The following is a 17,072-nucleotide window of genomic DNA, read 5'->3' on the forward strand; positions in this document are numbered from 1 at the left end:
GGCGAGGGGATTTATCCCCGTCAGGCTGCGCCGCAGCCTCCGTTGTAAGTGCTGCGCACTCAAGCGGGGATAAATCCCCTCGCCACAGGGTTTGCATCAACCACAAGGTTTGCATCAGCCATAGGATCCGCATCAATCACGGGGCTTGCATTAGTGCCTGGTCAAGCGTCGGGTTTGGCATCGGCTTCTTCCGGCAACTCGGGCAGCCCATCCTCATCGGTCATCGCCCGCTCAAGCAGTTCACCCGGCAGCCGCTTGCTCGCCCGGGCGCCGAGCAGCTTGAGTTGTTCGGTGCGACTGACCAGGTTGCCGCGCCCTTCTGTCAGCTTGTTGCGCGCGGCACTGTAGGCCTTGTCCAGTTGTTGCAGGCGGCCGCCGATTTCGTCCAGGTCCTGGATGAACAGCACGAACTTGTCGTACAGCCACCCGGCCCGCTCGGCGATTTCCCGGGCGTTCTGGCTCTGGCGCTCCTGCTTCCACAAGCTGTCGATCACCCGCAACGTCGCCAGCAACGTGGTCGGGCTGACGATCACAATGTTGCGGTCAAAGGCTTCCTGAAACAGATTCGGCTCGGCTTGCAGGGCAGCGGAAAACGCCGCTTCGATCGGTACGAACAACAAGACGAAATCCAGGCTGTGCAAACCGTCCAGGCGTTTGTAGTCCTTGCCGGCCAGTCCTTTGACATGGGCCCGCAGCGACACGATGTGTTGCCTGAGGGCAAGCTGGCCGATGGCGTCATCTTCAGCGGCCACATACTGCTGATAGGCAGTGAGACTGACCTTGGAATCGACCACCACCTGCTTGTCGCCGGGCAGGTAAATCAACACGTCAGGCTGGAACCGCTCGCCATCCGGACCCTTGAGGCTGACCTGGGTCTGATACTCACGGCCTTTCTCCAGGCCAGCGTGCTCAAGCACCCGTTCCAGAATCAACTCGCCCCAGTTACCCTGGGTCTTCTGGCCCTTGAGCGCACGAGTGAGGTTGGTGGCTTCATCGCTCAGGCGCAGGTTCAGCTGTTGCAGTCGCTCCAGCTCCTTGCCCAGGGAGAAACGCTCACGGGCTTCGGCCTGATAGCTTTCTTCGACGCGCTTTTCGAAAGACTGGATGCGCTCTTTCAACGGATCGAGCAACTGCCCCAGGCGTTGCTGGCTGGTTTCGGCAAAACGTTGCTCACGCTCATCGAAGATTTTTCCGGCCAGCTCGGCGAACTGCGCCCGCAGCGCGTCCCGTGAACCTTGCAGGTCATCCAGGCGTTGCTGATGGTTTTCCTGCTGCTCGCGCAGTTCGGCATGCAGCGACGCCGCCTGGGCATCGAGCCGCCGCAGTTCCGCCTCTTTGCTGGCACGCTCCAGGTTCCAGGCATGAGCCGCGTCCCGAGCGTTATCGCGCTCGATCTGCAACAGTTCGACTTCCCGACAGGCCGCCGCGAGTTCGGCTTGCTTGGCTCCGTTGGCTTGGCTCAGGTCACTGATTTCGTCGCGGCAGGCATCGAGTTGGGCATTCAGGCCATCATGTGCCATGTGCGCGGTGGCCAGGCGCTCTTCCAGCAGCGCCACGTCGGTCTGCGCGGCACTGGCCTGGCGCTGCAGGTGCCAGGCCAGTGCGAGCAACGGCACCGCAGCGCCCGCCAGGCCCAACAACAGGCTGGTCAAATCCATAGCCATGACAAATCCTGTCGATCAGATGAAAGCCCGAAGGTTAACCAAGCCGCTGGAGGTTGCCCAGCTCAGCCCTGCTATTTCAGTCTTCTATTTCAAGAAGGGCCTGCCGGGCTCGATGATCCCCTGCCCGGGCGGCCTGGCGCAGCAGATCCTGACCGATGCGCCGGTCCCGGGCGTTACCGCACTCACGGCACATCAACCGACCCAGGCGACTTTGCGCAGCCACGACACCTTCCCGTGCCGGTTGCTTGAGCAGGCGCCCGGCCAGGTGCTTGACGCTGGGGCTTTCTCCGAGCCGCGGGCTGTCGAGCAACCACTCGGCGACCCGCATCGACATGCGCTTGGGCGGGGTAACACTTGGGGGTGTGGAAGTAACAGGATTTGATACTGAGCGAAACTTCATAACGCACTATGGGGCAGATCGAAAGGCGCGCCACTCTACTCCTTTTTTCGTGTGGGTAAAGCCGAAAAAAACCGGCACGCCCGTGCTAGAGCAAGTGCTTGGGACAATCCACAGAAGCTGTGGATAACTCAGTGGACAACCCCCCTGAAGAGGGCGAAAGCCCTATGGGACGGGGGCTGCGCTCAAACTGACGATTTTTTCACCAGTAAAAAAAAGCGATGTTTTTCATTGACTTAAATTTTGGATACAGGCACCCACCCCGGATTGTTGCGACATGACAGTTCGGTGACAAAGTCCCTGGGGAGTGTGCACAAGTAACACCCAGAGCGGTTATATCGGTGCGCTTTCTTGATGCATTTGGCGGTAAGCCTGGGGATAACCCGACCCAATATGGCACGACGCCCTACCCAGATCATCCGACCAAACGCAGCGGATCTGGATATTTTTTGAACAACAGACTTCCCTTCTGCAACTCGATCCGTTAACATCCGCGCCGTTAGTACCAAGCTGAAAGTCAATTCCGGGTCGAACACATCTCCACGGTCAGCCATCCCCAAGGGATGCCTCACCGATAACAGAGACCGACCCCCTCGATGGTTTCCAGGTAAATCTTGCGCCAACACAGCCTTTGACTGAATACAAAGGGTGTTGCCAAGCTCGTTACTCTGACCGAACCAACCTGCAAAATTGATCAGGATCTTCACCCTGGGCCCAGAACCTTTGCCCCTGCTGTGTCGCCTGCCCTCCTAAGTACCTACCTGCCAGCCCAAGCGCGCACATTCATATAGCGCTCAAACTGGCTGCTTTGTTCCAGTCGGGTTCTTCGTTCGACCAATGGTGGTCGACGTTACTGGAACGTTTTAACGTTGCACGGTTCTTAACCGTGTCATTTGTAGGAACACCCATAACATGTCGACTCAAATCCAGACACAGGATGCCATCCGCACCCTAACCAACGCTTTTGCTCCAATGAACTGCCTGATCATGGCCGCTCGCAAAGGCTGCTTCAGCTTCACGCTGGTCAACGAACACGGCATCGCTCGTCACAGCGAACGCCTGTACCCCGATCAATACTCCAGCGCAGAACCGCTGCAGGCCGTGATCGAGCGTACCCGTCAGGCACTGGTTGCCTGAAACGCCAGAACGCTGAAAACCCAAAGGCCCCGCCCGAAAAGCGGGGCTTTTTATTGCCTGAAGTTTCTCGATAAAGCGAAACGGCTTAAGCACCAACGGATATAACAGTTATAACCACTGGCGGAAGATGATTTAAAAACAGTCCTTTACAACGGGAATATGACACTACACTTCAAGTCAAGCGGCATGATCCGCTGTCGGCGGAGCCTGGACCGATCCACCGCTGCCAAGCCCCACGCTTCCAGGCTCCGCCCCTCTTACGCTTCGAGGGTGTTATGGGTATCGCTGCCAGCGAACTGTGTCGATATGTGATCCGCCCGACGCTCCTTTACCTGGGGCGCCACAGCGCAACGGCGGAGTCCTTGTTACTGGGCATTGCCGCCAGCCAGTCCGGCCTGGGTTCAGCCTTGCACGACCGTCGCGGCCATGGCCTGTATCGCATCACCGAACCCCGCCACAAAGCACTCTGGGATCATTACCTGGCGCTGGATCCGGAGCGCGCCAGCCTCGTGCGCGGCCTGGCCAGCCAACATGCCTTTCTCAGCGGTCCGCATCTGGAACTGACCGTCAACCTGCGTTACGCCACTGCCATCGCCTGGCTGCTGGTGGAGGAACAAAACACCCCGCTTCCCGATGCCGATGATCTGCTGGGCATGGCCCGGATCTGGCGCCAGACATTTCACCCCCAAGGGCGCCTGCGGGACTTCACCTGCGCCTGGCAACAATGTGTTTCATCGCTGAATCAGGTCGCCTGTTGAAGAGGATGTTTGGAAACTTCCTACAACGGCCGCGAATCTGGTCGGATTGTCCTACAAAACCGCTCTAACTCACGCAAAACAGGCTATAGCGCTTGAGCAAAAATGTTGGTAGTTTTCGCCTCGGTGACCACACGGAGTTCTAACAATGAAAAAAATGATGCTCAAAACCACCCTTGGCCTCGCCGTAACTTTGGCCTCCACTCAATTGTTCGCCAGCGGCTTCGCCCTGAACGAACAGAGTATCAGTGGCATGGGCACTGGTTTCGCGGGTCGTTCTTCCTCTGCCGATGATGCAAGTACCGTGTTTGGCAACCCTGCCGGCATGTCGCGCCTCAAGCGCCAGCAAGTGACGGGTGGCCTGGCGGCCATCGATGCTTCGACCGACATCAACGATGCCAGCGGCAGCCGCACCGGTAGCAACGACGGCGATATGGTGCCGTTCACTGCCGTACCCATGGGCTATTACGTCAAGCCTATCGATGATCAATGGGCGTTCGGCCTGGGTGTCTACGCCCCATTCGGCCTGATCACCGACTATGAAAACAGCTTCCAGGGACGCAACTTCGGCAGCAAGAGCGAAGTGAAGGTCATCACCTTCCAGCCTACTGTCAGCTATGCCTTCAACGACAAGGTGTCGATTGGTTTTGGTCCGACGATCAACCGTATTTCCGGTCAGCTGGAATCGGCGCTGACCCTACCGGCGCCTTTGCCCGGCACCGATGGCAACGTGAAGATCAAAGGTGATGACATTGGCTACGGCTACAACATCGGCCTCCTGGTCCAGGCAACCGACACCACTCGCGTCGGCCTGACCTACCACTCCAAGGTCAAGTACAAACTCGAAGGCCACACCGAGGTCACCCCGGGCGCAGGCGTTCCAGCCGCTTTCCTGAGAAACGGACGCTATGACGCCTCGCTGGATATCACCACGCCTGAATCGGCCGACTTCTCCGTCACCCAGCAAATCAACGATGCCTGGACAGTCTATGCAGGCAGTACCTGGACTCGCTGGAGCCGACTGAAAGACATCACGGTCAATAACGACGGCGTGACAGCGGCAGCCGGCGGCGGGTTGGCTCCAGCTCTCGTGGGCACTATCACCGAAGAACAGAACTGGCATGACACCTGGGCTTACGCCCTCGGTACCTCCTACCAGTTGAACAAACAGTGGGTACTGCGTACCGGCCTGACCTTCGACCAGTCCCCTGCCAACAACACCGACCGCTCGCCACGTATCCCGACTGGCGACCGGACCATCTTCAGCCTGGGGGCCGGCTGGAGTCCGACCGACGACCTGACCATCGACGTGGCTTACTCCTACCTCAAGGAAGAAAAAGTCAACGTCAACCGTACCAACCGACTGGGTCAATCCTACAACGCTGAGTACGAAAACAGCGCAAACGGCTTCGGCGTTGGTGCAACCTACCGCTTCTGATGACTCACGGCGAGCCTGACCCGCTCGCCATCCGAGGCGAAAAAAAGCCCCGCGCTCTGCAAAGAGCCGGGGCTTTTTCGTTATTGACGATCAGGGCCTGGAAGCAATCGCCGCTTCCACCGCCTTGATGAACTCAGGGTCGTCCGGTTTAATCCGACTGGAAAAACTGGCAACAACCTTACCCTGGCGATCCACGACGTACTTATAGAAATTCCATTTCGGCGCGCCGGATTGTTCTGCCAGGTGCTTGAACAATGGTATGGCGTCGGCACCACGTACCGGTTGCGGCTCGGTCATGGTGAAGGTCACGCCATAATTGACGTAACAGACCTTGGCCGTCTCGGCGCCATCCTTGGACTCTTGCTTGAAGTCGTTGGACGGCACGCCCAGCACTTGCAGGTCTTGATCCTTATAGCGCTGGTTCAGGGCTTCGAGGCCTTTGAACTGCGGCGCGAACCCGCAGAAGCTGGCGGTGTTGACCACCACCAGCGGCTTGCCGGCGAAGCGCTGGCACAGATCGATGGTTTCCTTGGCCCGCAGCTTGGGCAACGAACCCTCCAGCAACGGTGGGCAGTCGGCTGCCCAGGCTTGCCCGGTCACAACCAGTAACAGAGCGGGAACAGCTAGCCAGCGCATCAGCATGTAGGTACTTCCTTGAAGACATGTCAGACCACGACGTTACTCGTCATGGCCTGAAGCGTCCACCGCTCAGCAGTTGCCCATGCCCAGTTGCATCAAGGCCAATCCGCCCCGATGCCAACCCCACCAGGCAAACGCCAACAGCAGGATGGCGCCGGCAATCACCAACCAGGGGCCGACGCGACTCATGCCGCACCGGCCTGAACCTGCAGGCGCGCCACCGGGCGCTCGCGCACCGGCCAGTTCAACGCCGCCGCCAGCAGACTGAGCAGGATGGAGACCTGCCAGATCAAGTCGTAACTGCCGGTGCGGTCATACACCACGCCGCCCAACCAACCGCCCAGGAACGATCCCAACTGGTGGAACAGGAACACGATCCCACCCAGCATCGAGAGATTTCGCACACCGAACAGGGTGGCCACGGTGCCGTTGGTCAAAGGCACGGTGGAAAGCCATAAGAACCCCATCGCCATGCCGAATGCATAGGCCGTGGTGGTGGTGACCGGTAGCCAGAGGAACACGCCGATCACCACCGCCCGCGTCAGGTACAACCCTGTCAGCAGCCGTGGCTTGGACATACGTCCGCCGAGCCAGCCGGCGGTGTAGGTGCCAAAGATATTGAACAGCCCGACCAGGGCCAGCACCGTGGTGCCGACGGTGGCTGGCAGGTGTTGGTCCACCAGGTACGCCGGCAGATGCACACCAATGAACACCACCTGGAAACCGCAGACGAAAAAGCCGAACGCCAGCAACCAGAACCCGGAATGACTGCACGCTTCGCGCAACGCTTCGGACAAGGTCTGCTCATGGCCGGCCAAGGGCATCGGCGTGTCCTTGAGCATGCTCACCAGCGGTACTATCAGCGCCACCAGCAAGCCCAAGGCCAGCAGTGCGGCGGACCAGCCGAGCCAGCCGATCAGGCCCAAAGTACCCGGCAACATGGCGAACTGACCGAAGGAGCCGGCGGCACTGGCGATACCCATGCCCAGGCTGCGTTTTTCCGGCGGCACAGCCCGACCGACCACCCCGAGGATCACCGAGAAAGACGTACCGGACAGACCGATACCGATCAGCAGCCCTGCACTCAATGACAGCGACCAAGCGGAATCCGACAACCCCATGAACACCAGGCCCACGGCGTAGAGTACACCGCCGATCAGCACCACTTTCGCCGCACCGAAGCGGTCGGCCAGCGCCCCGGTAAACGGCTGCGCCAGGCCCCAGATCAGGTTCTGCAGGGCGATGGCGAAGGCGAACACCTCACGGCCCCAGCCGAACTCGGTGCTCATGGGGGCCAGGAACAGCCCGAAGCCATGCCGCACACCCAGGGACAACGCCAGGATCAGCGCGCTGCCCACCAGGACCCAACCACAGGTACGCCACATCGATGCCATTTTTATTCTCCACTCGCGGGTATATACCCGCTTATTATCGAACGAACCGGCTTCACGCCAGTTCATCCAGCAAGGCCAGCAATGCCGTGCGCTTCTCGGTGCCCAGTTTATCGATCAATCGTTGTTGCGCCGCTTCCCAGGCGGGCAATGCCGCCGCCAGTCGGTCGCGTCCGGCTTGCGTCAGCACGACGATGCGGTTACGCATGTCCTCACCCTCGGCAAGCGCCACCAGCCCCTCGCCTTCCAACACCCGAAGATTGCGCCCCAGGGTGCTGCGGTCCAGGCCCATGGCCTCGGCCAGGGACGAAATACTCGGCTGATCCAGGCGCGCCAGGTTGCTCAGCAAAGAATACTGGGCAACGTTGATCCCGAAGCCATCGAGAGCGCCGTCGTAATACCTGCTGACGCCTCGAGCGGCGCGACGCAGGTTGATGCACAGACATTGGGAAGGAAGCATGATGCGTGTATATACCCGTTAACTGGATGAATGCAAATTTAAATGTATCGCTTGACGAGGAAAACCTGTGGCAACAACTTGTGAGAGCAAGGCTTGCCCGCGATGAAGTCAACGCGGTGAGTCTTGATATCGAGGTGTCTTCATCGCGGGCAAGCCTTGCTCCCACAGACCTCCGCGTGGCGTCAGATCAATGCCATCCCCACCAACACTGCCATCTCAAGAAGCTCCAACAAGGCCCCGGCGGTGTCGCCGGTGCACCCACCCAGCCGGCGCAACATCATCTGCCGCAAGGCGATGAACACCACCACGGCGATGATCAGCGCCGAGATCCCGGTCCAGCCCGCCACCAGCACGCACCCCAGCGCACAGGCCGACAAGACCTGCCACCCCGCGGGTCGCGGCAGGTGGTCGGCGAGTGCCTGGCCCAACCCGCCGGCACGCACATAAGGCGTGGTCAGGAACAGACCCAGCAGCGCCGCACGCCCCAATACCGGCACGATGAGCAACACCAGGGCCTGCCCTTGTTCGAGCAGCGCCAGCAACGCCGCGAACTTGAGCAGCAGCACCAATACCAAAGTGATCACGGCAATCGGTCCGCTGCGCGGGTCTTTCATGATCAGCAGCGTGCGTTCGCGGTCGCCAAAACCTCCGAGCCAGGCGTCAGCACTGTCGGCCAGACCATCCAGGTGCAGACCGCCACTGAGCAGCACCCATGCCGTCAGCAACAGCGCGCCATGCAGCAGCAACGGCGTACCGAGCAGCAAGGTGTTGAAGCCCCAGAGCAATGCACCGAACAACAACCCCACCAGCGGGTAGAACAACAACGAACGGCCAAGCTCCCCAGGCTCCGGCATGCCCGGCAGGCGAACCGGCAAGCTGCTGAGAAATTGCAGGGCGATCCAGAACGGCAGCATCTTCAGCTTATCTCCGTAAAGACCGGACCGGACGACACCCGAAGGGAGAACCGCGCACCGTGGGCTACTTCAACGTTGAGCAGTTGCTCCCGGGGCAGGCCTCGGGCCTGGGCCAGCAGCAACTTCATCACGCCGCCATGGCTGACCAATAACACCCGCTGCCCCGCGTAAGCCGCGTGCAGGCGCTCCACCGCCGCCAGGACCCGCGTCGAAAACGCCAGCACCGGCTCACCGTCGGGGGGCGTGAAAGCATAAGGATCGGCCCAGAACCGGCCCAAGGCCTCGGCGTCCGTGTCCATCAGCGCCGCTGCGCTGCGACCCTCCCAAGCGCCGAAATGCAGCTCTTGCAGATCCGCGTCCACGTGCACCGGCAGGTTGAGTCGGCTACCAAGCTGCTCGGCAAAACGCGCACACCGCTGCAACGGCGAACTCACCAGCCGATCCCAGGGGCTATCCGTTGCCACAGCGGCGTGCATTTGCTCCCAGCCCCTGGCCGTCAACGCATCGTCGAGGCTGCCACGCAAGCCGCCGCCCAGCTCGGTTTCGCCATGGCGCAGCAGGTCCAGACGCAAGGTCATGCCGGGCGATCCGCCACGGCCGCTTCGGCAAACGTCGCCATTTGCCCGTGCAGGTCACAGGCCAGGCGCAATAGCGGTACCGCCAGCGCGGCGCCACTGCCCTCGCCCAGGCGCAGGCCCAGGTCGAGCAGCGGTTCGGCACCGAGTGTTTCCAGGACGTGGCGATGCCCCGGTTCGGCGCCACGATGGCCGAACAGCAGCCATGGCCGGCACCCGGGATTGAGGCGCACCGCCACCAATGCCGCAACGCTGCAGATAAAACCGTCCACCAGTACTGCGATGCCTTGCTGCGCGCAGGCCAGGTAGGCACCGGCCAGCGCGGCGATTTCAAACCCACCCAGGTTGAACAGCGTCTGCAACGGATCGCTGCTCTGGGCTCGATGCAGCATCAGGGCACGTTCAATCACTTGGGCTTTGCGACTGACACCTGCCGCGTCCAACCCCGTGCCCGGCCCGACCAGATGAGCCACAGGGCAATCGAGCAAGGCGCAGGCCAGGGCACTGGCCGCCGTGGTGTTGCCGATGCCCATCTCCCCCCGATGAACAACTGCGTGCCGCTGGTAGTCGCGCGAGCAACGCTGTCGCGTCCGGCTTGCAGGGCCTGCTCGCCCTGAGTCACGGTCATCGCCGGACCCTGGACGAAATTCGCCGTGCCGGGCCCGATATGCAGATGCCGCACACCGGGCAGATCCAGTGACGGCGTCACGGTTCCCAGGTCCACGACCTCCAACGCAGCGCCCAATTGCCGCGCCAGGACGCTGATGGCCGCGCCGCCGCTGACGAAGTTGAGCAGCATCTGCCCGGTGACCTCCTGGGGATAGGCCGACACGCCCTCGGCCACCACCCCATGGTCGCCGGCAAAAATCGCGATCCACAGTCGATCCAGGCTTGGCTTGACCTGCCCTTGCAGACCCGCCAGTTGCACCGCCACCGATTCGAGCCGCCCCAGGGAACCGGCTGGCTTGGTCAGTTGTTGCTGACGGGCCGCGGCTTGTTCCAGAGCCTGGGTATCGAGGGACTTGCACGGATCCAGCCACCAGCGGTGATTCATAACGCAGTACCTTTGAGGGTCAGGGGCAGGCCGGCAACGGTCAGCACAACACGCTGACAACGTTCGGCCAGGGCTTGATGCAGCCAACCGGCTTCATCGACATAACGGCGAGTCAACTCGCCCAGCGGCACGACACCCATTCCGGTCTCGTTGCTGACAAAAATGATTTCACCGGGCAGTGCGGCCACACAGTCCAGCAGTGCGTCGCGCTCCTTGCCCAGTCGCGGGGCGTCATCGAGCATCAGCAGGTTGGTCAGCCACAAGGTCAGGCAATCCACCAGCAGGCACTGTCCTGGCGCGGCGTTGTCCCGCAACACCTGGGCCAGGGCCAGCGGCTCTTCCACCAGCGCCCATTCGGCCGGACGACGCGCGCGATGCAGGGCGACTCGCTCGTTCATCTCGCCGTCCAGAGGTTGGCTGGTGGCGATGTAGGTCACCGGCAAGCGAGTGCCCACTGCGAGTTTTTCAGCCAGGCGACTCTTGCCGGAGCGGGCGCCGCCGAGGATCAGTTGGAGCATGGTGTATTACCTTTCAAATAGGCGGTGTTGCTGCCAGCCCCATCGCGAGCGGGCTCGCTCCCACATTGGCCCGGTGTCCGCAATCCCCTGCTCGCGATAGGGCCAGTCCAGCCACCCTAGATCCCACAAAGTTGGCGCAACAACCCGGTATCCAGATGCTTTTCCACCAGATCCGCCAGCCGCTCGATGTCCCGCTCGCGCAAGCCGTGATAATCCACCGCTTGCACGTCCGCCAACCCGGCCCAACGCAACAAGGCGCTGCTGGACTCGGGCGACTCGAACAGGCCGTGCAGGTAGGTGCCGAGAATCTGTCCGTCGAGGCTCCGGGCCCCGTCGCAGCGGCCATCATCCAATTGCACCAGGGGCTGTTCCAGCGCCGGGCCGACGGTCACGCCAGCATGGATCTCGTAGCCACTGACCTCGGCATTCTCAAGGGTCAATCGTCCTCGGACATTGCGCAGCTGCTTCTCGTGCTCCAGAGTCGTTTCGAACGCCAGGAGTCCCAGTCCGTCGCTGGAGCCCGGCGCGCCTTCCAGTCCCAGCGGATCGTGAACCTGTTGGCCGAGCATCTGCAAGCCGCCGCAGATCCCCAGCAGCTTGCCGCCATAGCGCAGATGCCGCTGGATGGCCGCTTCCCAGCCGTGGGCCCGTAGATGGGCCAGGTCGCTGCGCACACTCTTCGACCCCGGCAGGATGATCAGGTCGGCTGGCGCGATGGCCTGGCCAGGGCCGATGAATTGCAGGTCAACCTGCGGGTGCAGGCGCAACGGATCGAAATCGGTGTGATTGCTGATGCGTGGCAGCACCGGCACCACCACCTTGAGCACCTGCTCTGCCTTGTCAATCTGACGCCGATCCAGGCCGTCCTCGGCCTCCAGATGCAGGTCCGTCACGTAGGGCAGCACGCCCACCACCGGCTTGCCGGTGCGCGCTTCCAACCAGTCCAGGCCCGGTTGCAACAAGGCGATGTCGCCGCGAAAACGGTTGATGATGAAGCCCTTGACCCGCGCCTGTTCGCTGGGCGAAAGCAACTCCAGAGTGCCCACCAGATGGGCGAATACCCCGCCGCGATTGATATCGGCGATCAGCAGCACGGGGCAGTCCACCGCTTCGGCAAACCCCATGTTGGCGATGTCACCGGCTCGCAGATTGATCTCGGCCGGCGACCCCGCGCCTTCCACCATCACCACCGGATACGCCGCGCTCAACCGCTGGTGGGAAGCCAGCACGGCCTGCATCGCGATGGCCTTGTAGTCGTGATAGGCCACGGCGTTCATGGTGGTGACCGCACGGCCGTGGATGATGACCTGGGCCCCCGTGTCGCTGTTGGGCTTGAGCAAAACCGGGTTCATGTCGGTATGCGGCTCGAGACCGGCCGCCTGGGCCTGCACGGCCTGGGCACGACCGATTTCGCCACCGTCAGTGGTCACGGCGCTGTTGAGGGCCATGTTCTGCGGCTTGAATGGCACCACACTCACACCCTGGCGCCGGACCCAGCGGCACAGCGCCGTAACCAGGGTACTTTTACCGGCATCGGACGTGGTGCCTTGCACCATCACTGTGGTCATTGGAAGTCCTTGGCGTAGGCCTCGAAAGCCTGTTCGAGGCGCAGGAATTCGGCCTCATCGGCCGGCAACCCGAAGCGCAGGCTGCTGTTGTTCGTGAACAGCCGCAAGAGAATGCCGCGATGGGCCATGAAGTCATGAAGCACCTGCGCGTGTTCGGTGATCAACCACTGGAACAACCCGCAACCACCCTGGGGTTTGAAACCGTAACGGGCCAGCAGCAGCGCCAGGCGTTGACTGGCGACTTCGCAACGCTCTCGCTGACGGCTGTGAGCGGCGGTGTCGAGCAAACAAGCCTGGCCCAGGACCCGAGTCGGCCCGCTGACCGCCCACGGCCCGACCTGTTCGGCGAGCAACCTGAGCAAATGCTGCTCGGCCAGGACAAACCCCAGGCGAACCCCGGCCAGGCCAAAGAACTTGCCGAACGAACGCAGCACGATCAGCCCGACCTGATGGGCATGGGCGGCCAGGCTCAGTTGCGGGGTGACATCCATGAAAGCCTCGTCCACCACCAGCCAGCCGCCGCGTTGGGCCAACCGGGCGTGCCAATCCAGCAAACGTTCAGGGCTCAGGTTCAGGCCCGTGGGATTGTTCGGGTTGACCACCACCAGCACATCGAGACTGTCGAGGAAGAAATCCACCTCCGGCTCCAGCATCTCACGCACGATGTAACCGCTGCGGCGCCAGGCTTCGGCGTGCTCGGCGTAACAGGGCGACAGGACGCCGACCTTGCCGCTGCGACGCAGGCGTGGCAACAACTGGATCGCCATTTGCGAACCGGCCACCGGCAGTACCTGGGCCGCACCATAATAAGTGCGGGCAGCCTGCTCCAGCCCGTCATCGGTTTCAGGCAGGCGCGCCCAGGCCCGCAATGGAATCGTCGGGACGTCGAACGGCCACGGCGCCAGTCCGCTGGACAGGTCGAGCCAATCCACCTCGGCAATGCCATATTGCCGGGCCGCCTTGCGCAGGCGTCCGCCGTGCTCAAGCATAGAACTCAGCTCCCAGGCAGAGAATCAGCAACCACAACCATACGCCGCGCTGCACCAGTTGCCAGCCGCGATCAATGGAATCCGCGCTGGCCGGCACGCCTTCGCCCAGCGGTGGACGCTGGTGCAGTTCGCCGTGATAGACAGCCGCGCCCCCCAGCTCGACGCCCAGCGCACCGGCACCGGCGGCCATGACCGGCCCGGCATTGGGGCTGTCCCAGGTCGGGCCCTGGTTGCGCCAGCACTTGAGCGCCAGGCGGGTTTTGCCGAGCAGCGCATAGGTCAACGCCACCAGCCGCGCCGGAATGTAGTTGAGCACGTCGTCGATTTTCGCCGCCGCCCAGCCAAAGCGCTCGAAGCGTTCGTTGCGATAGCCCCACATGGCGTCGAGGGTATTGCTCAAGCGATACAACACCACGCCAGGAGCCCCCGCCACGGCGAACCAGAACAGCGCGGCGAATACCGCGTCGCTGCCATTCTCCAGTACCGACTCGGTGGCGGCGCGAGCAACGGCGGTTTCGTCCAGCTCGCGGGTCTCGCGGCTGACCAGATAGCCGACACGCTTGCGCGCTTCGTCCAGATCGCCGCTGCGCAGCGCCCGGGCCACCGGCTCGACATGCTCGCCGAGGCTGCGCAGGCCGAGGGCGCAGTACAACGCCAGGATATCCACCAGCCACCCCACCAGCGGCGTCCAGGACAGGGCCGTGGCGAGCAGGGTCAACGGCACTACCGCAATGACCCACGCCGTGACCCCATGGCTGCGCCAGCCACGCCCGCCGGAATTGAAACGTTGTTCGATGCGATCGGCAAAGCGGCCGAACGCCACCAACGGATGCCCACGCCGGGGCTCACCCAGTAGTGCATCCAGCGCTACGGCGGCGGCACTGAGCAGCGCGACACTCATGGGTTCACTCCCCAATGGTTTTCATAGAGCAATTCATTGAGTGACCGCGGTTGTGCCCAGCCCTCCAGGGCGAGCATCGGTGCCGGATAAAAACTCTCCACCGGGCCGAGGCAGAGTATCGCCAGGGGCTTGGCGCCCGCAGGCAGGCCCAGCAGATCGGCCAGGGCCTGGGGCTCGAACAGCGAAACCCAGCCCATCCCCAGCCCTTCGGCGCGGGACGCCAGCCACAGATTCTGGATCGCGCAGGACAGCGAGGCGAGGTCCATTTCCGGCAAAGTCCGACGGCCGAAGATGTGCCGCTCGCGGTCATCCATCAACGCCGCTACCAGTATTTCGGCACAGTCATTGATGCCCTCGACCTTGAGCTTCATGAACTCATCGCTGCGTTCGCCCAGGGCCTCGGCGGTGCGGATGCGCTCCTGTTCCACCAATTCCCGGATAGCTGCCCGCAGGGCGCGGTCACTGATGCGGATGAACCGCCAAGGTTGCATCAGGCCCACACTGGGTGCCTGGTGGGCGGCTTCCAACAGCCGGCGCAGCAACTGGGGTTCCACGGTGCCACCAGTGAAATGCCGCATGTCGCGGCGTTCGGCGATGGCGCGGTAGATGGCGTCGCGTTCGGCCTTAGGGAATGCGTTGTCAGTCATGGCCTCTTCGCGAGCAGGCTCGCTCCCACAGAGAATTGTGAACACCCATCCAATGTGGGAGCGGGCTTGCTCGCGAAAGCGGCTTCAGGGTCCGGCGCCAACAGCGCGGCGATGGCCCTCGGATTCGACGGAAAATAGAAATGCACATAGGAAGCTGTCATCCGCCCCTGCCGGAACACCGCCTCCGCGCCACGCCCACCGTTAGGGCTATGACCACGGGCGATTGGCTCCAGGTCGGTGCTGGTCAGCGAATGATGGTAGGTGTGTCCGCGCAGATTGCCTTCCGGCAGTTCCACCGATTGCAGCGCCAGGGCGGCCAGGCGCTTCTGCATCTGCGCGTCACCGGCGAGCAAACCGAGCAGCTCGGCGCGATTGCCCTCGACATCGGTCAGTGAATCCAGCAGATACAGCATGCCGCCGCACTCCGCCAACAACGGTTTGCCAGCGTCGTGGTGAGCGCGGATCGCCGCCAGCATCGGCGCGTTCCGCGCCAGGGCAAGGTGATGCAGTTCAGGATAACCGCCAGGCAGGTACAGGCTGTCCGCCTCGGGCAGCTCGTGGTCATGGATCGGTGAAAAAAAGCGCAGCTGCGCGCCCATGGCCCGCAGCAAATCGAGGCTCGCCCCATAAGTGAAGGCAAACGCTTCGTCCCGGGCCACAGCGATACGGACCCCGTCGAGCCACGGCTGGGCGGCACTCACCTCGGGAGCGGCGAACGTCACCGCCGGCGGAAGCGTCACTTCGCAACTGCCGGCCAGGGCCTCGGCTGCGGCGTCGAGGCGCAGGTCCAGGTCGTTCAGCTCGCTGGCCTGGACCAGCCCGAGGTGACGACTCGGCAGTTCGATCCCGGTTTCCCGGGACAACGCGCCGTACCAGCGCAGGCCTTCGGTGAGACTGCCTTCAAGCAATTGTGCATGACGCACGGTGCCGACACGGTTGGCCAGCACGCCGGCGAAGGGCAGGTCCGGCTGATAGCGCGCCAGCCCGAGGGCCAGGGCGCCAAAGGTCTGGGCCATGGCCGTGCCGTCGATCACCGCCAGCACCGGCACACCGAAATGCCGCGCCAGGTCGGCGCTGGACGGCGTGCCGTCGAACAACCCCATCACCCCTTCGATCAGGATCAGGTCCGCTTCGGCGGCAGCTTCCCACAACAACCGTCGACTTTCCTGCTCGCCGACCATCCACATGTCCAATTGATAGACCGGCGCGCCACTGGCACGCTCCAGGATCATCGGGTCGAGGAAATCGGGGCCGCATTTGAATACGCGCACCTTGCGCCCCTGGTTGCGATGCAACCGGGCCAGGGCGGCGGTGACGGTGGTCTTGCCCTGCCCCGACGCCGGGGCGGCAATTAGCACCGCCGGGCATTGGCGGTCCGGAAACGAAGCGTCACTCACAGTTCGACGCCTTTCTGTGCCTTGATGCCGGCCTGGAAGGCGTGCTTGATCATGCCCATTTCGGTGACGGTGTCCGCCAGCTCGATCATTTCCGGCTTGGCGCCGCGACCGGTCACCACGACATGCTGCATGGGAGGACGCGCCTGCAGATCGCTCAGGACCTGATCGAGATCGAGGTAACCATGCTTGAGGGCAATGTTCAGTTCGTCGAGCACCACCAGGCCAATGGACGGATCGCTCAGCAACTGGCGCGACACGGCCCAGGCCGCTTCGGCGGCTGCGATGTCGCGCTGTCGATCCTGGGTTTCCCAGGTAAACCCTTCGCCCATGACATGAAAGCGCACCTGCTCCGGGAAGCGCCGGAAGAACAACTCCTCACCGGTGCTATTGCGGCCCTTGATGAACTGCACCACGCCACATTGCATCCCATGCCCCATGGCCCGGGCCAGCATGCCGAAGGCCGAACTGCTCTTGCCCTTGCCGTTGCCGGTCAGCACCAGCAGCAAGCCGCATTCGTTCGGGGCATTGGCGATACGCTCGTCGATCACGGCTTTTTTGCGCAGCATGCGCGCCAGGTGACGCTCGTCGCGGTCGGACGCATCTGTATTGGGGGAGCCGGTCATGGGGA

Annotated in this window: 17 protein-coding genes and 1 pseudogene; 3 read left to right on the top strand and 15 right to left on the bottom strand. The window is 62.6% G+C overall.

Annotated features, from left to right (window positions below; all coding sequences use genetic code 11):
- Positions 1-161: 161 nt before the first annotated feature.
- Both PCOSP_RS21785 and PCOSP_RS21790 read right to left on the bottom strand, forming a co-directional pair.
- Positions 162-1,550, bottom strand: coding sequence for a DNA recombination protein RmuC (locus PCOSP_RS21785; protein WP_464711985.1), 1,389 nt, complete (start codon positions 1,548-1,550; stop codon positions 162-164).
- A gap of 190 nt (positions 1,551-1,740) precedes the next feature.
- Positions 1,741-2,064, bottom strand: a complete 324-nt coding sequence (locus PCOSP_RS21790) for an SEL1-like repeat protein (RefSeq protein WP_139647987.1) — start codon at positions 2,062-2,064, stop codon at positions 1,741-1,743.
- Between the two features lie 909 nt (positions 2,065-2,973).
- Between PCOSP_RS21790 and PCOSP_RS21795 the strand changes: the two genes are divergently transcribed.
- The 3 genes from PCOSP_RS21795 (at position 2,974) to PCOSP_RS21805 (ending at position 5,391) form a co-directional block, all read left to right on the top strand.
- Positions 2,974-3,198, top strand: coding sequence for a hypothetical protein (locus PCOSP_RS21795; protein WP_008051046.1), 225 nt, complete (start codon positions 2,974-2,976; stop codon positions 3,196-3,198).
- Positions 3,199-3,473: 275 nt separating this feature from the next.
- Complete coding sequence (locus tag PCOSP_RS21800) at positions 3,474-3,956, top strand: hypothetical protein (RefSeq protein WP_139647985.1); 483 nt, start codon at positions 3,474-3,476, stop codon at positions 3,954-3,956.
- Between the two features lie 145 nt (positions 3,957-4,101).
- Positions 4,102-5,391: an OmpP1/FadL family transporter gene (locus PCOSP_RS21805; RefSeq protein WP_139647983.1), complete on the top strand. Its 1,290-nt coding sequence runs from the start codon at positions 4,102-4,104 to the stop codon at positions 5,389-5,391.
- A gap of 90 nt (positions 5,392-5,481) precedes the next feature.
- On the opposite strand, the gene PCOSP_RS21810 is transcribed toward PCOSP_RS21805, so the two are convergent.
- The 13 genes and pseudogenes from PCOSP_RS21810 to cobO form a co-directional block, all read right to left on the bottom strand.
- Positions 5,482-6,033, bottom strand: coding sequence for a glutathione peroxidase (locus PCOSP_RS21810; RefSeq protein ID WP_464709507.1), 552 nt, complete (start codon positions 6,031-6,033; stop codon positions 5,482-5,484).
- Positions 6,034-6,215: 182 nt separating this feature from the next.
- The gene (locus PCOSP_RS21815; RefSeq protein ID WP_464709508.1) at positions 6,216-7,424 is read right to left on the bottom strand and encodes an MFS transporter; all 1,209 of its coding nucleotides are present in this window, start codon (positions 7,422-7,424) and stop codon (positions 6,216-6,218) included.
- Positions 7,425-7,476: 52 nt separating this feature from the next.
- Positions 7,477-7,881, bottom strand: a complete 405-nt coding sequence (locus tag PCOSP_RS21820) for a MarR family winged helix-turn-helix transcriptional regulator (protein ID WP_464709510.1) — start codon at positions 7,879-7,881, stop codon at positions 7,477-7,479.
- A gap of 182 nt (positions 7,882-8,063) precedes the next feature.
- Positions 8,064-8,795 carry an adenosylcobinamide-GDP ribazoletransferase gene (locus PCOSP_RS21825; RefSeq protein WP_464709511.1) on the bottom strand — a complete coding sequence of 244 codons (732 nt, stop codon included), beginning with the start codon at positions 8,793-8,795 and terminating at the stop codon, positions 8,064-8,066.
- Positions 8,796-8,797: 2 nt separating this feature from the next.
- Positions 8,798-9,373, bottom strand: coding sequence for an alpha-ribazole phosphatase family protein (cobC, locus tag PCOSP_RS21830; RefSeq protein ID WP_139647974.1), 576 nt, complete (start codon positions 9,371-9,373; stop codon positions 8,798-8,800).
- A pseudogene (gene cobT, locus PCOSP_RS21835) lies at positions 9,370-10,424 on the bottom strand (nicotinate-nucleotide--dimethylbenzimidazole phosphoribosyltransferase). The gene cobC and the pseudogene cobT overlap by 4 nt, the downstream one beginning before the upstream one ends.
- Positions 10,421-10,942 carry a bifunctional adenosylcobinamide kinase/adenosylcobinamide-phosphate guanylyltransferase gene (gene cobU / locus PCOSP_RS21840; RefSeq protein ID WP_175363134.1) on the bottom strand — a complete coding sequence of 174 codons (522 nt, stop codon included), beginning with the start codon at positions 10,940-10,942 and terminating at the stop codon, positions 10,421-10,423. Before cobU ends, cobT begins: the two are co-directional and overlap by 4 nt.
- Before the next feature lie 116 nt (positions 10,943-11,058).
- Positions 11,059-12,510, bottom strand: a complete 1,452-nt coding sequence (locus PCOSP_RS21845) for a cobyric acid synthase (protein ID WP_175385806.1) — start codon at positions 12,508-12,510, stop codon at positions 11,059-11,061.
- Complete coding sequence (gene cobD / locus PCOSP_RS21850; protein WP_464709512.1) at positions 12,507-13,499, bottom strand: threonine-phosphate decarboxylase CobD; 993 nt, start codon at positions 13,497-13,499, stop codon at positions 12,507-12,509. Before cobD ends, PCOSP_RS21845 begins: the two co-directional genes overlap by 4 nt.
- Positions 13,492-14,400 carry an adenosylcobinamide-phosphate synthase CbiB gene (gene cbiB / locus PCOSP_RS21855; RefSeq protein ID WP_175363132.1) on the bottom strand — a complete coding sequence of 303 codons (909 nt, stop codon included), beginning with the start codon at positions 14,398-14,400 and terminating at the stop codon, positions 13,492-13,494. The genes cobD and cbiB overlap by 8 nt, the downstream gene beginning before the upstream one ends.
- Positions 14,397-15,047 carry a 5,6-dimethylbenzimidazole synthase gene (gene bluB / locus PCOSP_RS21860; protein ID WP_464709513.1) on the bottom strand — a complete coding sequence of 217 codons (651 nt, stop codon included), beginning with the start codon at positions 15,045-15,047 and terminating at the stop codon, positions 14,397-14,399. The genes cbiB and bluB overlap by 4 nt, the downstream gene beginning before the upstream one ends.
- On the bottom strand, positions 15,044-16,444 hold the full coding sequence (locus PCOSP_RS21865; protein WP_464709514.1) for a cobyrinate a,c-diamide synthase: 1,401 nt from the start codon (positions 16,442-16,444) through the stop codon (positions 15,044-15,046). Before PCOSP_RS21865 ends, bluB begins: the two co-directional genes overlap by 4 nt.
- Positions 16,441-17,067: a cob(I)yrinic acid a,c-diamide adenosyltransferase gene (gene cobO / locus PCOSP_RS21870; RefSeq protein ID WP_139647958.1), complete on the bottom strand. Its 627-nt coding sequence runs from the start codon at positions 17,065-17,067 to the stop codon at positions 16,441-16,443. The genes PCOSP_RS21865 and cobO overlap by 4 nt, the downstream gene beginning before the upstream one ends.
- Positions 17,068-17,072: the final 5 nt, after the last annotated feature.

Source organism: Pseudomonas sp. MAFF 730105 (genome assembly GCF_055380705.1).

Coding starts and splice junctions, on each gene's coding strand:
- PCOSP_RS21800 (WP_139647985.1), top strand. CDS start 3,474: ATGGGTATCGCTGCCAGCGAACTGTGTCGATATGTGATCCGCCCGACG.
- PCOSP_RS21815 (WP_464709508.1), bottom strand. CDS start 7,424: ATGGCATCGATGTGGCGTACCTGTGGTTGGGTCCTGGTGGGCAGCGCG.
- PCOSP_RS21805 (WP_139647983.1), top strand. CDS start 4,102: ATGAAAAAAATGATGCTCAAAACCACCCTTGGCCTCGCCGTAACTTTG.
- cobD (WP_464709512.1), bottom strand. CDS start 13,499: ATGCTTGAGCACGGCGGACGCCTGCGCAAGGCGGCCCGGCAATATGGC.
- PCOSP_RS21820 (WP_464709510.1), bottom strand. CDS start 7,881: ATGCTTCCTTCCCAATGTCTGTGCATCAACCTGCGTCGCGCCGCTCGA.
- cobO (WP_139647958.1), bottom strand. CDS start 17,067: ATGACCGGCTCCCCCAATACAGATGCGTCCGACCGCGACGAGCGTCAC.
- PCOSP_RS21795 (WP_008051046.1), top strand. CDS start 2,974: ATGTCGACTCAAATCCAGACACAGGATGCCATCCGCACCCTAACCAAC.
- PCOSP_RS21845 (WP_175385806.1), bottom strand. CDS start 12,510: ATGACCACAGTGATGGTGCAAGGCACCACGTCCGATGCCGGTAAAAGT.
- cobU (WP_175363134.1), bottom strand. CDS start 10,942: ATGCTCCAACTGATCCTCGGCGGCGCCCGCTCCGGCAAGAGTCGCCTG.
- PCOSP_RS21810 (WP_464709507.1), bottom strand. CDS start 6,033: ATGCTGATGCGCTGGCTAGCTGTTCCCGCTCTGTTACTGGTTGTGACC.
- PCOSP_RS21790 (WP_139647987.1), bottom strand. CDS start 2,064: ATGAAGTTTCGCTCAGTATCAAATCCTGTTACTTCCACACCCCCAAGT.
- PCOSP_RS21825 (WP_464709511.1), bottom strand. CDS start 8,795: ATGCTGCCGTTCTGGATCGCCCTGCAATTTCTCAGCAGCTTGCCGGTT.
- cbiB (WP_175363132.1), bottom strand. CDS start 14,400: ATGAGTGTCGCGCTGCTCAGTGCCGCCGCCGTAGCGCTGGATGCACTA.
- cobC (WP_139647974.1), bottom strand. CDS start 9,373: ATGACCTTGCGTCTGGACCTGCTGCGCCATGGCGAAACCGAGCTGGGC.
- bluB (WP_464709513.1), bottom strand. CDS start 15,047: ATGACTGACAACGCATTCCCTAAGGCCGAACGCGACGCCATCTACCGC.